Below are 17,326 nucleotides of genomic sequence, written 5' to 3'. Positions count from 1 at the left end.
ACGCACCCGCAGAAAAGAAAAGCCCGGCACAGGCCGGGCTTCATGCGACATTCAGTCAGACGGAAAATCAGTTGCCGCTGGCGGGCGCCTGCCCTTCGGCCGGAGCCTCCGTGCCATCTGCCGGCTGCACCTGCGCACCTGCCGCCGACTGCAAGGCTTCACCGACTTCCTGCGCCAGATCACGCGCAATGCCGTTCTGCCAGATTTCGGCGGCGCGAACGAGTTCACGCGAAACGATCGGGCCGCTTTCAAGCAGCTTCTTGCCTGCAGCCGAGGTGTAGAATGCGGCAATGGCCTTCAGATCGTCTTCAGAAAAAACCTTCGCATAGGCAAGGGCTGCCTCACGCTCAAGATCGGCACGGCGGGATGCCATGGCCAGCGCCTTGGCGGAAACCGTTGTACCGATAAGCTCCTGCAGATCCGGGTTCTTCTGGATGAGGCTCGCCTGCAGCGAGGCTGCGGCCTGCGGCAGGATGGCGTCGAAGGCGTCCGTTGCATTGATGGAGGCAACGGCGTCGCGGGCAGCCTTCAGATGGCTGTCGGAAACATCCTGCGCGAAAGCCGGCACAGAGAAGGACACCAATGCTGCGGCCGTGCATGCGACGGCAAGGCGACGAATCCGGTTCTGAAATTTCATGATCTGGCAGGGCTCCCTGATTTTACCGGACGGCTTGTATGGTATCGATGCCGTCGCTGCCGGCGACAACCGCCGCAGACGCCAGCCCGATGAAAAGACCGTGCTCCACCACGCCCGGAATGGCGTGCAAAGCTTCGGATAGCGCTCTTGTATCCGGAATGCGGCCAAAAGATGCATCCAGGATGAAATGATCGCCGTCTGTAACAAATGGCTGCGAATCCGTCATCCGCAAATTTATATCGCCGGAAAGCCCAAGCCGGCCGGCCGCTGCGGCGATCGCCAGTTCGGTGGCACGCAAGCCGAAACGGTTCACTTCTATGGGAAGCGGAAAGCGTCCCAGCGTGTCGACCACCTTCGATTTGTCGGCAATGACGATCATGCGCGCCGAAGCGGCAGCAACGATCTTCTCACGCAGGAGCGCGCCGCCGCCGCCCTTGATCAGGCTGAGCTCCGAATCAATCTCGTCGGCGCCATCGATGGTGAGGTCGAGTTCGGGCGTCTCATCCAGCGTCGAAAGCGGCACGCCGAGTTCCCGGCACAGTGCCGCCGTCCGCTCCGACGTCGGAACGCCGATGACGTTCAGACCCGTGGCAACCTTCTGCGCCAGCAGGCGCACGAATTCCTCGGCGGTGGAGCCGGTGCCGATACCAAGCCTCATCCCGTCCGAGACGTGGGCCAGCGCCTCACGCGCCGCCTCGATCTTCATTTGCTTCTGGTCCATTGGAACGCCCGCCATGTTTTGCGATGCCGGCTCCTAGCACTTTTGACGGTGCGGTCAAAGCTTCCTGTCTGCGCGTCTTCGAACGTGCCGGCAGCCGCGCTTGCAAGCCATGGACCTGCGGGCTACCAGCTTTTGACACATAAAATCAGGAACAGCAGATGACCGCACCGATTATAGTCTTCGACCTCGACGGAACTCTGGTCGATACCGCACCTGATCTGATGGCAAGCCTGAACCACACGCTGGAAACCGCAAGGCTTGATGCGGTATCCGAACCGTCATTCCGGCAGTTTGTCGGCAATGGTGGCCGCGTGATGATCGAGCGCGCCTTCGCCGCGCAGAACAAGGAGCTTTCGACCTCGGAGCTGGACAGGCTGCTGAAGGTTTTCCTTGAGCACTACACGGCCAATATTCCCGGCAGATCGCAGCCCTTTCCGGGTGTGACCGGAACCATCGAGCGCTTTGAAGCCGAGGGTTACCTGCTGGCGATCTGCACGAACAAATATGAAGCGAATTCCCTTTCTCTGATCGAGGCGCTGGGTCTCAGAAGGCATTTTTCAGCCAATTGCGGGCAGGATACCTTTCCCTTCCGCAAGCCGGATCCGCGGCATCTCACGGAAACCATTCTGAAAGCCGGCGGCGATCCGCGCAACGCAATCATGGTGGGCGATTCCCGTACCGATATCGACACAGCCAAGGCTGCCGGGATTCCGGTGATCGCGGTGGATTTCGGCTACACCGACCGTCACGTCCGCGAATTCGATCCTTCCGTCATCGTCTCGCACTTCGATGAGATCACCGTGGAGATGGCGCGCCGCCTCATGGAGGCTGCGCGCTGACGGACCGGCGCACCGCGATAGGCCCCCGCAAAAATGTTTGCTTACAGTCGCAACCGGGGTGGTTGACAGAAACGGATACCGCCCCTTATATCGCGGCGCGCTTGGCCGACAAGGCAACGAGCGGGCGATTAGCTCAGCGGGAGAGCACACCCTTCACACGGGTGGGGTCGTAGGTTCAATCCCTACATCGCCCACCATTCCTTCTTCGAAGCTGATACTCAGCATTCGCTCGCAGGAATGGACAACGTTTATCCAACAGAAACCTTACAACTGATGCGGATACGAAATAAGCGTGTCTGACATTGGATTTCCGCGCATTCGCTGTAAGTGTGCCTTAGATTTGGCCGGTATCACTGCCATGATGACGTCGATGGCACCGATGCTTCAAGAATGAAGGGGCGCAGCCGATGAAACCGCGCTACACGACCTCAGCAGCATTCATCGTGCTGGCGCTCAGCCTTGCCGGCTGCGGTTCCACGACCGTGAAACCCTCCGCCTATCAGTCGGTCTCCTGCACCGAACTGGACGACGCAATCGGCGTGAACTCAAAAGAGATTTCGGCGACGGCGATTCGTCGGGGAAAGGTGGACAGCTGGCAACCTCCCTTCTGGATGGCGGGCGCGAAAAAGGGCGCGGCCGCAGTTCACAACAAGCAAACCCGGAAGATCGGGCGCCTGCAGGAGCAGGGAGAGCAGATGACCGGCGAAAGAGCGCGGCGCTGCCGGGGCATATCACCCTGAAATCATAACATTTGCGGAAGATGGGGTGAGGTGCCAGATACAAGTCTCGGGAACCGAAACCGTCAAAAAAGCGTGCTCAGCACCTGAGTTCGGTCTCTTCTCACCCGGTCAGGATATCACCCTGTCCGCTTCCCATTTTTTTCGGCTCACGCGAGCGATATTCTTTCTGGCACGTTTCTTCCGATAAAGATTGCTGTCGGTCTGGGCGATCATGTCCCTGAATGTCTGACCCTGCCGGCAAACCTCGTAACCGCATGAAATGGAAAGAACAGGCTCGTCCTTTCCGATTCTTTCGCGGAACTGGCGACCCGCAAGACCTTCGATCCTTGCGATCAGCTCAGCAGCGCTTTCGCCATCCCGCAGCGGAATGAATGCGCAGAATTCGTCACCGCCGATACGTGCGATCAGGCTGCCCTCTCCAAGAGCCGATTTCAGGGCAAAGGCCGTCGAGATGATGGCATCGTCACCCGTCAGATGCCCGTATTCATCATTGATCGTCTTGAGATAATCGACATCTGCGATCAGGAACCCGCCCCTGATTCCATGCTCCATGGCGAGGTCGAACTGATCGGCGAAACTGCGCCTGTTGAGCAGGCCGGTCAGAGGATCGGTGCTGGCGGAATAGGCCAGGTCGCTGGCCTGTTTCAGCAGGCTTCGATAGGCCATGTCCAGGCTTTCCAGCTTGCTGAACCAGATGATGCCCAATGGAATGGCAATCATGAAAGGCAGCACAAAGCGGACGACCACCGTTATCGTATCCGCCTCAGAGCCGGTCAGATAGCGAATTCCCGAGGAAATGGATATCGATATGGCGGCCGCCAGCAAGGCGGTAACTGCGGTACGCTTCAGCACATATCGGGATGGCCATCTCAACGAAAGCACCATGTCCAGACCATTCAATCCAAACCACTGATACAACAGATAGTCACGAGAAGTGATGACACCAACGAAGATTGCTGTTGATTGTAGCGGCTGCGACATACGGTCCGGCTTGGCAAGACATGCCCCTGCCCTGACCCAACCCATTGCGTGGCGCTCCCGCCCATGGTTCATGGCTCTCAGGCCATCGTGTCCCGGACAAAGACAGAACCGTTGCGGTCTCCCAGATGTATGAAAAGATCACGGACGATTATCTGCCGAAGCACAGGTTCGCCACGCGAATGCTGCTTCATGCCGCTCTGGTTCTGGCTCTGATGGCAGTCTCGATTGGCGTCGGCGTGATCGGCCTTGTGTTTTTCGAGGGGAAGGGTCTTGAAGAAGCGATACTGCACGCTGCCTATATGCTGAGCGGCTTCGGACTGATTGAAGTGCCGACAAGCTTTTCGGGCAAACTTTTCATCGGTCTTTACGGCCTCTACGCCAGCGTTTTCTTTCTGGCTTCCTTCAGCATCATCTTCGCACCGATCGTTCACCGCATCCTGCACAAGCTGCATCTCGACTAGGAAGGTGCAATCGCGCCGGCGCACATGATGTGATGCGCTGCCTTTCCACCTGCCATTAGCAAACGAATTTGTGAACACCGGCAGGCGGCAAGTCTGCCTATACTCCTGCGTTGCCAACAGCGCGGAGCGCCGGTCATGACCCGTCTCACAGCGAAGGATTTTCCGCAGGAACTGCTTGAACTCTACGACTATTACGCACACGGCAGGATCAGCAAGCGCGAGTTCCTCGACCGCGCCGCCAAATTCACCGTAGGTGGCATGACCGCCGCAGCCATTCTGGCATCGCTGAGCCCGAACTATGCGCTCGCACAACAGGTCGAATTCACCGATCCGGACATCATCGCTGAATACATCACCTACCCTTCGCCGAATGGAAATGGCGAAGTGAGGGGTTATCTGGTGCGCCCGGCTGCGGCTGAAGGGCCTGTGGGCGGCGTCGTGGTGGTGCACGAGAACAGGGGGCTCAATCCCTATATTGAGGATGTAGCGCGCCGCGTCGCGAAGGCAGGTTTCGTAGCGCTTGCGCCCGATGGCCTGACATCCGTTGGCGGATATCCCGGAAATGACGAAAAAGGGCGGGAATTGCAGCGGCAGGTCGATCCAGAAAAGCTGATGAACGACTTCTTCGCAGCCATAGAATTTCTGATGAAAAGCGACCTCGCCACCGACAGGATCGGCATTACCGGCTTTTGCTATGGTGGAGGCGTTTCCAATGCGGCAGCCGTGGCCTATCCGGAACTGGCCGCAGCCGTTCCCTTCTATGGACGTCAGGCAAGAACCGAAGACGTTGAGCGCATACAGGCACCGCTGCTGATCCACTATGCCGAACTCGACACCGGCATCAACGAGGGCTGGCCCGCCTATGAGGCTGCACTGAAGGAACACGGCAAGACCTATGAAGCCTACATCTATCCTGGGGTGAACCACGGCTTCCACAACGACTCGACCCCGCGTTACGATGAGGCTGCGGCCAGGCTTGCCTGGGACCGCACCATCGAATGGTTCAGGCGCTATCTGACATAGGATCTACAGGCGTGCCGCGGACGCACAGGCCATGCACGGGAATAAGCGCCGGGAGCGCAAGGCGCGTTTGACCGGAAGCAGGCGATTCCGCTAAAGGCGGCGATACTTAGCTGGGAATCGCCGCATGAAGAAGCTTGTACAGATCGTGCTTATCGCCGCCATAGCGGTCGCCGTTGCCGTAAGCTGGCGATGGTACAGCTACGTGACGAATACCGAAACGCCGTATGACGAGGTCGGTATTGAGTTCAACAGCCGCATGCCCGGTCCGATCAACAAATGGGGCTGCGATCGGCTTCACGCGACCTTCGGCAATGTTGCTCCGCCTCTGGGATGCCGTGCAAGCGGCGAAGGCCGGTCCTGGCGATAATGCACCTCGGCCACGCCTTGCCCGAGGCGTGGCTTTTCCTGACCGGATCCAGCCTTGAACGCGCTGATTACTTCTTGTTCAGCGATGAGACGGCGAGATTGGTGAGCTTGTTGTTGGCCGCCTTTTCCTGATCGAGAATCTCGGTCAGCAGATTGTGCGCCTCGGTGTTTCCGAGCACCTTCGCCCATTCCCGCAGCGAGCCATATCTGGCGATCTCGTAGTGTTCGACGGCCTGCGCAGCGGCCAGCAGGCCTGCATCCAGCGCATTACCCGATGCCTCTTCCATCAGGCCTTCGCATTCCCTGATAAGGCCCTCGATCGCATCGCATTTTTCACCTTCGGCTTTCACGTCGATCGTCGCGAAAACCTTCTTCAGGGTTTCGATCTGCCCCTTCGTCTCTTTCAGGTGACCGTCGACGGCTTTCTTCAGGTCGGGGCTTTTCACCGCCTTTGAAACCTTGGGCAGAGCCTTGGTCAGCGCGTTTTCCGCGTAGTAGATATCCTTGAGCGTGTGCTCGAAAAGTTCGGCCAGCGTTTTCATCTCTTGTCCTCGTTAAGAACTGGATATCCCGCCCTCATCTGAAATGTGGAGAACACCTCCAGGTTCCACTGACCCTGCGTAATCGCAGGGTGAGCATCTGCGCATTGGAGGCCGGCGCAGGCCTTTGCACACAAAAAATCGCCCGCTGCGGATGGCGGGCGATTTCATCTGCAAGGACAAGATGATCAGGCCGGATTGTCGGCAGGCGGGCTGTCTTCCGGCTTTTCTTCCTCGCCGTCTTCGGCTTTGCGCGCGCTTTCTTCTTTGGCCTTGGAACGCTCGATCATGCGGGCCGTGATGATCGAGATTTCGTAAAGGATGATCGTCGGAATGGCGAGACCGATCTGGCTGAGAGGGTCGGGTGGCGTGAGCACCGCCGCCACCACGAACGCGATGACGATTGCCCACTTGCGCTTGTCGACCAGTGCCTGAGACGACAACATTCCCACCCGCGCCATCAGGCTTGTCACCACCGGCAGCTGGAACACGAGGCCGAAGGAGAAGATCAGCGTCATGATGAGGCTGAGATATTCCGAAACCTTCGGCAGCAGGGAAATCTGCACCTCACCGTCCCCGCCGGACTGCTGCATGGTCAGGAAGAACCACATCACCATCGGGGTGAAGAAGAAGTACACCAGCGATGCGCCGATCAGGAACAGGATCGGCGAGGCGATGAGAAAAGGCAGGAAAGCCGCACGTTCGTTACGATAGAGGCCCGGTGCGATGAACTTGTAGATTTGCGTGGCAATGAGCGGAAAAGCAATGACCATGCCGCCAAACATGGCGAGCTTGATCTGCGTGAAGAAGAATTCCTGCGGTGCCGTATAGATCAGCTCGACCTTGGTCGGATCAAGCCCGGCCCAGCTGGTCGCCCATTTGAACGGGACGACCAGAAAATTGAACAGCGCCTTGGCAAAGAAGAAGCAGAACAGGAAGGCGACGAAAAACCCACCGATCGACCAGATCAGCCGGGTCCGCAATTCCATCAGGTGTTCTATGAGAGGCGCAGACGACTGCTCGACCTCATCCTTATCGCTGGCGCTCACTTGGGCGTCCTCGTCGTCTTGCTTGCAGTACGGGTGCGGGATTTGGCGGCAGCCGGCTTTGCCGCCGCTACCGTTTTGGGTGCCGCAGCATCAGTTTTGGCGGGTTTGGGAGCGGCCGGCTTTGGCGCCACAGCCTTAGGAGCCACGGCTTTGGGTGCGGGGGCTTTCGGTGCTTCTGCCTTCTTTGCCGGAGGAGCTTTTGGTGCCGGTGCCTTCTTCGCGGCGGGAGCTTTCACAGCTTTGGCGGCGGCAGCTTTCTTCGCGGCAGGCGCATCCGCAACACTGGCCTTGCCATCCGCTTTCGCCGCAGACGTCTTCGCCGTGTCTGCCGCTGCCGTGGTTTTCACCGTCCTGGCGGCAACACTGGTTTGCTCGGGTGGCACTGAGGCGTCTGTCATTGCTGGGAAAGGCGCGTCACTTGCAGCCGGCGCGACCCCAGGAACAGGCGTCGCCTTCAGCTTTCCGGCATCATCGATGCTGCTCCTGACGTCGGCAGCGGCCTTTTCAAACGGATTCAGCTGCTTACGGATTTCTGCTGCCGGATTGAGACTGCGCAGGGAATCGACGGATTTCTTGACGTCGTCAAGTTCGGCTTCCTTGATCGCCTCGTTGAACTGCCGCTGAAAATCATTCGCCATGCCGCGCATCTTGGTCGTCATACGACCAAAGGTACGCAGCATCTTGGGCAAATCCTTTGGCCCGACGACCACGATCATCACGATCGCGATCACCAGCATCTCAGACCAGCCGACATCAAGCATGGCTATTCAACCTGACAAGCGAAAATGGAATCAGCTCTTGCCAGCTTTTTCCTTGGAAGGGGAAACGGTTTCATCGGCGCGATGTTCGACAGTGCGCTTGTCGTCATCGTCGTCGGCCATACCCTTCTTGAAGCTCTTGATGCCCTTGGCCATATCGCCCATCAGTTCCGGAATCTTGCCGCGGCCGAAAACCAGCAGCACGATCACCAGCACGATAAGCCAGTGCCAAATCGAAAACGAACCCATTGCACTCTCTCTCGTAAGTGTTCCTGAACACTGATCTATGCGTTTTCGCGTTCAGTTTCAAACGCAACCAGCGCTATGTTCACGACTGATTTAAGATTGTCACGCAGTTTCAGGTCTCAATGCCGCGCAAAAGCGCGCACCCTGGTGCCGCAACGGTTTCAATCTTCCGTGACACGGGGCGTCAGCAGGCCCAGATCCTCAAGGTCGAGGTCCGTCAGCGGGTCCTCGTCATCGCTCAGCGCATCGGCATCGACCGGCGGTAAGGGAATAGAGAAATTGGCCGGCATGCGGCCGGACAGGAGCCCTGCCCCTTTCAGTTCATCAATTCCCGGCAGATCACGCAATTCCTCAAGGGAGAAATGATCGAGGAAAGCTTCCGTCGTGCCATAGGTAACTGGTCGCCCCGGAGACTTGCGCCTCCCGCGCATACGCACCCATCCGGTTTCGAGCAGCGTGTCGAGCGTGCCCTTCGAGGTTTCTACACCGCGAATTTCCTCGATCTCTGCCCGTGTCACCGGCTGGTGATAGGCAATGATGGCCAGAACTTCGAGCGCGGCCCGTGACATTTTCTTCTGCTGCACCGTATCCCGGCTCATCAGAAAGGCCAGATCTCCGGCCGTACGGAACGCCCAGCCGTCGCCGATACGCAAAAGGTTCACGCCGCGTGGAGCATAGATTTCCTGCAACCGCCGCATGGTAGCCGCCACATCGGCCCCGGCGGGCAGACGTTCCGCAAGCTGCTTTTCGCTGACCGGTGCGGCGCTTGCAAAGACGATCGCTTCGGCCATGCGGATCACCTCCGCGATGTCGCTTCGGGAGCTTTCATTCGTCCCCTCGTCATCGAATGGAAAAGGGATCACCGAGGCATTGCGGCCGTCGCTCATGATGAAGCCCCGCCGGAATCGCCGGTGTCGCGCGCGCGCACATAGATGGGGGCGAAAGGTTCATTCTGGCGCACCTCAACAGACCCCTCTCGAACGAGTTCCAGAGAAGCGGCAAAGGAACTGGCTATCGCCGTGCGCCGCTCCGCCGGTGCAACCAGATATTTGATGAGAAAACTGTCGAGCGCCGTCCAGTCGCGCAGTTCGCCGACCATGCGGGTCAGAATATCGCGCGCCTGCTTAAGGGACCACACGCCGCGCTTCGCGATCTGCACATTGGTGATGGCCTGCCGCTGACGCTGGGAAGCATATGCGCTCAGAAGATCGTAGAGCGTTGCCGAATACTGGTTGCGCTTTTCAACGATCACGAGTTCGGGCATGCCGCGCGCGAAAACATCGCGACCGAGACGGTTTCGGTTGACCAGCCTTGCTGCCGCGTCGCGCATCGCTTCCAGACGGCGCAGGCGAAATTGCAGCACTGCTGCCAGTTCCTCGCCGCTTTCCCCCTCCTCACCCGGCTGCTTCGGGATCAGCAGCTTCGATTTCAGGAAGGCCAGCCACGCAGCCATGACGAGATAATCGGCGGCAAGCTCCAGCCGCAGCGCGCGCACCTTGTCGATGAAGACAAGATATTGCTCGGCCAGCGCCAGCACCGAAATGCGGGCCAGATCGACTTTCTGGTTGCGGGCCAGATGCAGGAGAAGGTCGAGCGGGCCTTCAAATCCATCGACGTCGACGACAAGAGCAGGATCGTCGGTGCGGCGATCGTCGTCACCATCCGCCCACAGCCGCTCCATGGGCGTTGGCCTGACTGGCTTCTGATCACCTGCTGCCGTTTGCGCCACGTTCCGTTGCTCCGATATGCCTGTTGGGCCGCCTTGCAGCCCTTGTCGGTGGTCAGGCCACCGCCGCGAAATACTCCGCAAATTCGGCGCGAAGCTCGTCTTCAGCACCTTCATTCTTCGCACCGATGACAGCCATTGCGCTGTCGGCCCGCCTGCGTGCCGCACCTTCCAGCGCTTTTGCCTTCGCTGCGGCGGCAGTCATCTCCTCCATGACCCCGTTACAGTGAAGAACGATATCGACGCCGGCCGCAAGGATTGCCGCTGCCTTGGCCCCGAAATCCCCAGAAAGCGCCTTCATGGAGATGTCATCGCTGATCAGCAGGCCATCGAACCCGATCTCGCCCCGGATCACCTCCTCCACGACCTTGCCCGAAGTGGTCGCCGGCCCTGCCGGATCGATGGCGCTGAACACCACATGCGCCGTCATCGCCGCCGGCAGATCGTTCAACGCCGTGAACGGGGCGAAATCGTGTCTGCGCAACGCATCAAAGGAGGCGTGCACCGTCGGCAGTTCGAAATGCGTATCGGCAGAGGCGCGACCATGGCCGGGAATGTGCTTCATGACCGGCAGCAGGCCGCCGGCCATCAGCCCTTCGGCCGAGGCGCGGCCGAGAGCGGCCACCGCCTCGGGATCGCGTCCATAAGCACGCTGGCCGATGACATCGCTGGCACCCTCGACCGGAACATCCAGAACCGGCAGGCAATCGGCGCTGATCCCGTAACGCGCAAGATCGAAGGCGTGCATGCGGCCATGCAGCCAGGCGGCGCGCAGGCCGGCCTCGCGATCCCGCCGGTAGATTTCACCGACCGCAGCAGCCGGCGGATAGTTCGGGGCCAGTGGCGGGCGCAGGCGCTGCACTCTGCCCCCTTCCTGATCGATGAACACCGGCGCATCGTCGCGTCCCACGCAATCGCGCATCGATGCCACCAGATCACGGATCTGCTCCGGCTCGCTGATGTTGCGGGCGAACAGGATGAAACCCCACGGACATTCGCCGCGATAGAAGCGGATTTCCTCGCGGGAAAGCGAGTGGCCGGCACAGCCGAGAATAAGTGATTTTGATTCGGTCATGGCCCGAATTTACCGGGTTCGTGCCGGAAAGGGAATCATTCGCCACGCCCATGCAAAAGGGCCGGCGCATAGTGGCACCGGCCCTTTTTTAAAAGTCTGACTCGCAGGCGCTTTACTTCGAAACGAAGCAGTTCCCGCCAGCGGCCTTGTAGCTCTCGCAGAGGCTGATCGCATCGGCACGCGACTGGCTTGCCACGCGGACCCGGTAGAAGGTGCCCTTACCGGCCACTTCAGCCTTGACGATGTTGACGCTGCGGCCCTGAAGCACGCCGGCATAGCGGCGGGCCAGATCCTGATAGGTGGACTGGGCGGCCTCGACGCTTGGCTGCGAAGCGATCTGCACAGCCCATGTTCCGGCTGCCGCCGCGTTGGGGTCGAGTGCTGCGACCTGCCCCGGCTTGACCTCGCCAACGATGTTCACCGGCTGTTCAGCAGGGCGCTGCGGAGCAACAGGCGCTGCCGAAGGCGTATTGGCGGATTGCTGGGGCTTTGCCGCCGGCGTCACGGCACCGGTCTGCTCGGCACCGGGAGCGCTCACCGCCTGCGGCGCCGGATCCTGCGGTTCGGTCGCCGCAACCTGCTGGGCCGGCGCGGGCTCTTCGCGAGGCACCAGCGTGCCGTCGGGCTTCACGACCATGGTGCGAACCTTGCGCGGTGCAACGGCAGGTGTTTCCTCGGAGGCGACATCATCAACGGTAGCCGGAGCGACGCGCTCTTCCGACTTGGCAGAAGCCGGCGCACCCTCGCCCACCACGCGCGCCTCGGGAGCCCTTGCGGCAACATCCACAGGCTTTTCGGCGTCAGAGACGAGCTTTTCCTGAGTGGGGGCCGCCGGAGTACCGCCCCTGGCAACCATGTCGTAGACCTTGTTGTCCTGATTGGGGATCACGGTGCCGCCCGGATTTTCCGGCTTGACCTTGATCGGTGCGTCATCAGCGCGGACAAGTACAGGCGCATCGCCGGAATCGCCCCCGCCGAAAGAGAGGGCAAACGCCCCAATGCCACCGATGACGGCCACTGCGGCGACGATCGCGCCGGCCAGCCACAAACGGTTGCGCGGCTTCTTGTCCTCCGCTTCCGAAATGGTCTCGCCATAATCGGGATCATAGTCGAATCCGTCATCCGCAGCCGCTGCTGCGGCAGGCTGATAGGACTGTTGTGCAGCGGCATCGAAATCGAAGTCGAAATCCTCGTCAAAAGTCCGGTCATAGGATGACGATGGCTGAGCCGCCTGTGCGACAGCATTTTCCGCCTGTTTCTGAGCAGGCCCAGCAAACACGTCAGCCTGCTGTGCGGCAGGTTGAGCGGCTTCAGCTTCGGCGGTGTTCATATCGCTGAGAAGATCGGCGAAATCGGCTTCCAGATCATCATAGGAAGCCGGCTCGGCGACATCCTGCTCGAACGGCACATCCGGAATTTCCAGATCATCGGCAAGAGCGACGGCCCGCTCAGGAATATCGATGGTCTCAAGCTCGGGGATTTCCGCAACGGGCGGCCGGGCCGGTGCCTGCGGCACGGGCGGCTCGTGCGCCACCGGAGCTGCAGCGGGCGTCTCAGGCACGTAAGCGTCGGAGGTCACCTGATAGGCACCGGATGACGGCTGCGGCTGATGACGCTGCCATGCCGCGGCATTCGCCTGCGCATCGGGCTGAGCGCTCGCCTGCGGCTGCGGCACTGCAGCAGGCTGTTGCTGCGGGCGCAGGAACGGCGTGCTGCGGCTCCAGCTGTGAGCCTGCGTTGCCGCCGCGACAGTTACGGCAGCCGGGATGAACGACTTCAATGCATCGACAGGATCTGCCGGTGTCTGCGGCTCGAACTGCCGCTGAACGCTCTGCGCAGATTCGGAACCGAAATCGCCGAGATCGAGATCCAGGTCGAAATCATCACGCGCAGATGCGGGCGCAGCAGCTTGCTGCGTGGCACCGGCTGCCTGATGCTCCACATGAACGTCGAGAGGCCGTTCCAGCTCGAAATCCGGTTCGTAGCCGGGCTGAGGACGTGCCGACATGCGGTTAAGCAAGGCGTTCAGCTCATCTTCAAGGGTGGGAGCTGGCGCTTCGGCAGCCACTTCCGCCTCAACGGAAGGCAGCTCGGCATGAGCATATGCAAAATCATCGTGCGGCTGCTCATAGGATTGGGGTGCAACATGCAATCCATCGGCAGGGGCAGCATCCCATTCGGGCTCATCCGCAGATGCGGCAGGCTGCTCATCGAACACCGCGGCAGCCAGCTGACGTTCAAAATCGTCACCAGCATCAAAAACCTGCTCAGAGGCTGCGGGCGCCTGCGGCTCAGGCGCTGCAACGGCAGGTTCTTCAAAGACGAAATCGGCATCGTCGAAGACGGCAAAATCATCTGCTGGCTGCGCCTGTCCGGCCAGCTCATCGGTGAGAGCGGCATCGAAATCGGCGAAGGGATCCGCGTCGGCAGTTCCGGCGACCGTCAGCTCATGCTCCAGAGCAAGATCGAAATCCTGATAGTCCGCCTCTGCGCTCTGAACAGCGGCGACCTGCGCTTCCGAATGGGCGCCGGCTTGCTGCTCAAAGGCAGGCTCATCGAACGAGATGTCGTCGAAATTGAAATCCGGTTCAGCAGCCGAATGCGTTTGGGCAGCGGCATCCGCACCTGCATAGCTCGCGGAAGCATCATAGCTTACAGAAGCATCGTTGCCGGCTTCCGGCCAGGCCGCAGCCTGCGGCTCCTCGCCAAACTCGCCCATCAATTCCTTTTCAAGGTCGATGGTGAAATCATCGTCAGCAACGTCTTCGAAGCGAGGTTCATTGTCCGGCTTCACTGGCACGCGCGGGTCGAAACCCATGATCCGTGTCAGCTCCGCGAACGGATCATCCGCCGCGATATCGTCGCGGTCTGCTATCCTCAGCTGGGTTCTGTCTGCCATCGTCGTTCCCGAACTCGCACAATCGGACGCCATCGACGTCGCGTAAGGTTGGCCCCTACCAGCGCAATGTGGGCAAATGGTGACAGGTACTCCGCTGCTGTCTAACGCATTTCCTTCGGCGCATCGGCCCCGATCAGCGTCAGACCGGATTGAAGTACATCCGCAACGGCCTGCACCAGCCCTAGTCTGGCAAGGGTCAATTGTGGATCGTTAACCTTAACAAAACGTAAGTCCGGATTATCCGTGCCGCGATTCCAGTGTGCATGGAACGCGCTGGCAAGGTCATAAAGGTAGAAGGCAAGCCTGTGCGGCTCCTGCGAGGAGGCAACCTGCTCTATCAGGCGCGGGTATTCGGCAAGCTTGCGCACCAGCCCGATTTCGCCCTCGTCGGTAAGGCCGGAAACGGCAGCCGAAAGCGTTGCGCGCTCGGGCTCCGAGATGCCCATCTGCTCTTTCGCCTGACGGAACACGGAGTGGCAGCGCGCCGAAGCATACTGCACATAGAAAACCGGATTGTCCTTCGACTGCTCGGTGACCTTGGCGAAGTCGAAGTCCAGCGGCTCGCTGTTCTTGCGGTAAAGCATCATGAAGCGGATCGGATCGCGCCCGACCTCCTCGACCACTTCGCGCAGAGTGACGAAGTCGCCCGAGCGTTTGGACATGCGCACAGGCTCGCCGTCGCGGAACAGCTTGACCAGATTGCAAAGCAGAACGGTGAGCTTGACCTTGTCGCCGCCAACGGCGCGCGCCAGCGCCTCCAGACGCCGGACATAGCCGCTGTGATCGGCCCCCAGCACATAGATCAGCTCCACGAAGCCGCGATCGACCTTGTTCTTCAGATAGGCAACGTCAGCGGCGAAATAGGTGTAGGTTCCGTCGGACTTGACCAGCGCGCGGTCAAGGTCGTCGCCAACAGCGGTTGAGCGGAACAGCGTCTGCTCGCGATCTTCCCAGTCTTCCGGCTTCTCACCCTTGGGAGGCGGAAGCTTTCCCTTGTAGATGTGGCCCTTCAGGGTCAGGTCGTTGATGGCCGAGCGGATTGCATTGGCATTATCGGCGTGCAGGGTGCGCTCGGAAAAGAAGACGTCGTGGCGCACGTTGAGCAGCGCCAGATCATCTTTGATCATCTTCATCATGGCGTCGATGGTGCGATCCTTGACGATTGCCAGCGCCTCATTGTCCGGCATTTCCAGCAACTTACGGCCAAATTCCGAAGCAAGATCCTGCCCCACGGGCACCAGATAATCGCCGGGATAGAGGCCTGCCGGAATATCGCCGATGTTTTCGCCAAGGGCCTCGCGATAGCGCAACAGAACGGAACGGCCGAGCACATCGATCTGCGCACCCGCATCGTTGATGATATATTCCTTGGTCGCCTCATAGCCGGCGAAATCCATGATGTTGGCGAGCGCATCGCCCACCACCGCGCCGCGGCAATGGCCGACATGCATGGGTCCGGTCGGGTTGGCCGAGACATATTCCACATTCACCTTGCGTCCGGCACCGGCGGTGGAGCGGCCATAATCGGTGGCCTTGCCCAGGATGAAAGCCAGATGCTTCTGCCAGAACGCATCGGTGAGGCGCAGATTGACGAAGCCGGGACCCGCCACTTCCGCCCCGGCAACATCGGCATCCTCGCGCAGCGTCGCGACGATACGATCCGCCAGCGCGCGCGGATTTTGTCCGGACGGTTTGGCCAGCACCATTGCAGCGTTGGTGGCCAGATCGCCATGGCTTGCATCCCGCGGCGGTTCGACGGAGATGCGTGACAGATCGAGCACGTCCCCATCCTTGTCCTTCAGATCAAGCGCTTCGACTGCTTTGATGATCCGCGCGGTGAAGTCGGCGAAGATGTTCATGAGGGGGCTTTCGATAACTGCGGAAACTCATTCACACGCTTTTGCGTGAAAATCATGGAAAAAGCGGCGTTTTCCTGCGCCTAACTCAAATCCGGCGTGTGGTCAAACAAACGCCGGTGCTCTTTCACGGCGTAGGTATCGGTCATGCCGGCGAGGAAATCGGCGACATGACGCGCCTTTATGCGATCTTCCGCGCGATCAAGCCCCTCTCGCCAGCCTTCCGGCATGGCGCGCGGGTCGGAGAAATAGACGTCGAACAGATCGCAGACGATCTTCTCCGCATTGACGCGCACGCGCATGACTTCCGGATGCCGGTAGAGATGCTTGTAGAGAAACGCCTTGAGTTCCTTTTCCTCCACCGCCATGGCCGGCGTGAAGGTGACGATGGTTTCGCCGGCCGCCCTCACCGCCTCGGCGCTTTCGGGCCGCAGGCGCGCCAGATTTTCAGTGGCGGCCCTGATCACGTCTTCGACCATGATGGTGATCTGACGCCGCATCAATTCGTGGCCGACGCGCACATCGTCCAGAGCGGGATAGCGCTCCCTCACCTGACGCAGGATACTGCCCGGCAGGGCCAGATCCTCCAGCATGTCCAGTTCGAGAAGCCCTGCTCTCAGGCCATCGTCGATGTCGTGGGTGTTGTAGGCAATGTCGTCGGCGATCGCCGCGCACTGGGCTTCTATCCCGGCGAAGCGGTCGAGTTCGAGATCATGCAGTTCGTTGTAGGCGCGGATGGTGGCAGGCAGAGCACCATCAAGCCCCTCGCCGTTCGCGCCGGTTAGAGGCCCGTTGTGCTTCACCAGTCCTTCCAGCGTTTCCCAGCTCAGGTTCAGACCGTCAAACTCCGCGTAGCGCCGCTCCAGTCGGGTGACGATGCGCAGAGACTGGGCATTGTGATCGAAACCACCCCAGGCAGCCATCTTCGCGTTCAGCGCATCCTCGCCTGTATGCCCGAAAGGGGTGTGGCCGAAGTCGTGGACGAGCGCCACCGCCTCGGCGAGATCCTCATCGCCGCGCAGCGCACGCGCCAGCGCCCGGGCAATCTGCGCCACCTCGATGGAATGGGTCAGCCGTGTGCGGAAATGGTCGCCTTCATGGGCGATGAACACCTGCGTCTTGTGCTTCAGACGCCGGAATGCGGTCGAATGGATGATGCGGTCGCGGTCGCGCTGGAAAGGGGTGCGGGTCGGGCTTTCCGGCTCCGGCACGAACCTTCCCCGCGTTCTGGCGGGATCGGTTGCATAAGGCGCGCGCGGCCGGTAGCCGAAGCCTATTCCCTCATAGACGGCGTTCGCGATGCCCTTTCCGGCGTGTCCTTCGTCCATGCTTTCTCCGCAGATCGCAACGGCCACTCATGGCCAGCGACCAGTTGTTGACTTGATGGCACGGCGTACATACCTATCAAGA

General features: G+C 60.2%; 18 protein-coding genes and 1 tRNA gene. 6 read left to right on the top strand and 13 right to left on the bottom strand.

What is annotated here, in order from left to right:
• Positions 1-67: 67 nt before the first annotated feature.
• Both HNR59_RS10525 and rpiA read right to left on the bottom strand, forming a co-directional pair.
• Entirely contained in the window at positions 68-637 is a 570-nt protein-coding gene (locus HNR59_RS10525) for a DUF2059 domain-containing protein (RefSeq protein WP_183829605.1), read from the bottom strand.
• A gap of 22 nt (positions 638-659) precedes the next feature.
• Positions 660-1,358 (bottom strand): ribose-5-phosphate isomerase RpiA, encoded by a 699-nt coding sequence (gene rpiA / locus HNR59_RS10520; protein WP_183829603.1) that lies wholly within the window; start codon positions 1,356-1,358, stop codon positions 660-662.
• A 158-nt stretch (positions 1,359-1,516) separates the two neighbouring features.
• Between rpiA and HNR59_RS10515 the strand changes: the two genes are divergently transcribed.
• From HNR59_RS10515 to HNR59_RS10505, 3 genes are all read left to right on the top strand, one after another.
• On the top strand, positions 1,517-2,197 hold the full coding sequence (locus HNR59_RS10515; protein WP_183829600.1) for a phosphoglycolate phosphatase: 681 nt from the start codon (positions 1,517-1,519) through the stop codon (positions 2,195-2,197).
• A 122-nt stretch (positions 2,198-2,319) separates the two neighbouring features.
• A tRNA-Val gene (locus tag HNR59_RS10510) sits at positions 2,320-2,394 on the top strand.
• 210 nt (positions 2,395-2,604) lie between these two features.
• The gene (locus HNR59_RS10505; RefSeq protein WP_183829597.1) at positions 2,605-2,937 is read left to right on the top strand and encodes a hypothetical protein; all 333 of its coding nucleotides are present in this window, start codon (positions 2,605-2,607) and stop codon (positions 2,935-2,937) included.
• A 108-nt stretch (positions 2,938-3,045) separates the two neighbouring features.
• Here the strand turns inward: HNR59_RS10505 and HNR59_RS10500 are convergent, their stop codons facing one another.
• Positions 3,046-3,810: a GGDEF domain-containing protein gene (locus HNR59_RS10500; RefSeq protein WP_425488662.1), complete on the bottom strand. Its 765-nt coding sequence runs from the start codon at positions 3,808-3,810 to the stop codon at positions 3,046-3,048.
• Positions 3,811-4,043: 233 nt separating this feature from the next.
• Between HNR59_RS10500 and HNR59_RS10495 the strand changes: the two genes are divergently transcribed.
• The 3 genes from HNR59_RS10495 (at position 4,044) to HNR59_RS10485 (ending at position 5,769) form a co-directional block, all read left to right on the top strand.
• Positions 4,044-4,379, top strand: a complete 336-nt coding sequence (locus HNR59_RS10495) for a hypothetical protein (protein WP_183829594.1) — start codon at positions 4,044-4,046, stop codon at positions 4,377-4,379.
• A gap of 135 nt (positions 4,380-4,514) precedes the next feature.
• Positions 4,515-5,402, top strand: a complete 888-nt coding sequence (yghX, locus tag HNR59_RS10490) for a YghX family hydrolase (RefSeq protein ID WP_183829591.1) — start codon at positions 4,515-4,517, stop codon at positions 5,400-5,402.
• Between the two features lie 124 nt (positions 5,403-5,526).
• Positions 5,527-5,769, top strand: a complete 243-nt coding sequence (locus HNR59_RS10485) for a hypothetical protein (RefSeq protein ID WP_183829588.1) — start codon at positions 5,527-5,529, stop codon at positions 5,767-5,769.
• Positions 5,770-5,836: 67 nt separating this feature from the next.
• On the opposite strand, the gene HNR59_RS10480 is transcribed toward HNR59_RS10485, so the two are convergent.
• From HNR59_RS10480 to HNR59_RS10435, 10 genes are all read right to left on the bottom strand, one after another.
• Positions 5,837-6,310: a YciE/YciF ferroxidase family protein gene (locus tag HNR59_RS10480; RefSeq protein WP_183829585.1), complete on the bottom strand. Its 474-nt coding sequence runs from the start codon at positions 6,308-6,310 to the stop codon at positions 5,837-5,839.
• A 185-nt stretch (positions 6,311-6,495) separates the two neighbouring features.
• Positions 6,496-7,296 (bottom strand): twin-arginine translocase subunit TatC, encoded by an 801-nt coding sequence (gene tatC / locus HNR59_RS10475; protein WP_183831524.1) that lies wholly within the window; start codon positions 7,294-7,296, stop codon positions 6,496-6,498.
• 56 nt (positions 7,297-7,352) lie between these two features.
• On the bottom strand, positions 7,353-8,117 hold the full coding sequence (gene tatB, locus HNR59_RS10470; RefSeq protein ID WP_183829582.1) for a Sec-independent protein translocase protein TatB: 765 nt from the start codon (positions 8,115-8,117) through the stop codon (positions 7,353-7,355).
• 30 nt (positions 8,118-8,147) lie between these two features.
• The gene (locus tag HNR59_RS10465; RefSeq protein ID WP_183829579.1) at positions 8,148-8,363 is read right to left on the bottom strand and encodes a twin-arginine translocase TatA/TatE family subunit; all 216 of its coding nucleotides are present in this window, start codon (positions 8,361-8,363) and stop codon (positions 8,148-8,150) included.
• Between the two features lie 158 nt (positions 8,364-8,521).
• Complete coding sequence (scpB, locus tag HNR59_RS10460; RefSeq protein WP_183829577.1) at positions 8,522-9,247, bottom strand: SMC-Scp complex subunit ScpB; 726 nt, start codon at positions 9,245-9,247, stop codon at positions 8,522-8,524.
• Entirely contained in the window at positions 9,244-10,041 is a 798-nt protein-coding gene (locus HNR59_RS10455) for a segregation and condensation protein A (RefSeq protein WP_183831522.1), read from the bottom strand. Before HNR59_RS10455 ends, scpB begins: the two co-directional genes overlap by 4 nt.
• 100 nt (positions 10,042-10,141) lie before the next feature.
• Positions 10,142-11,161 (bottom strand): beta-N-acetylhexosaminidase, encoded by a 1,020-nt coding sequence (nagZ, locus tag HNR59_RS10450; RefSeq protein ID WP_183829574.1) that lies wholly within the window; start codon positions 11,159-11,161, stop codon positions 10,142-10,144.
• Positions 11,162-11,273: 112 nt separating this feature from the next.
• Positions 11,274-14,060: an SPOR domain-containing protein gene (locus HNR59_RS10445; protein WP_183829571.1), complete on the bottom strand. Its 2,787-nt coding sequence runs from the start codon at positions 14,058-14,060 to the stop codon at positions 11,274-11,276.
• 101 nt (positions 14,061-14,161) lie between these two features.
• Positions 14,162-15,919: an arginine--tRNA ligase gene (argS, locus tag HNR59_RS10440; RefSeq protein ID WP_183829568.1), complete on the bottom strand. Its 1,758-nt coding sequence runs from the start codon at positions 15,917-15,919 to the stop codon at positions 14,162-14,164.
• An 80-nt stretch (positions 15,920-15,999) separates the two neighbouring features.
• Positions 16,000-17,244 carry a deoxyguanosinetriphosphate triphosphohydrolase gene (locus tag HNR59_RS10435; protein ID WP_210307237.1) on the bottom strand — a complete coding sequence of 415 codons (1,245 nt, stop codon included), beginning with the start codon at positions 17,242-17,244 and terminating at the stop codon, positions 16,000-16,002.
• Positions 17,245-17,326: the final 82 nt, after the last annotated feature.

The organism is Aquamicrobium lusatiense, from assembly GCF_014201615.1.
In the GTDB taxonomy this organism is placed as follows: Bacteria; Pseudomonadota; Alphaproteobacteria; order Rhizobiales; family Rhizobiaceae; genus Mesorhizobium; species Mesorhizobium lusatiense.
The sequence above is the reverse complement of the archived record's forward strand: the minus strand, read 5'-3'. Positions and strand labels throughout refer to the sequence as shown.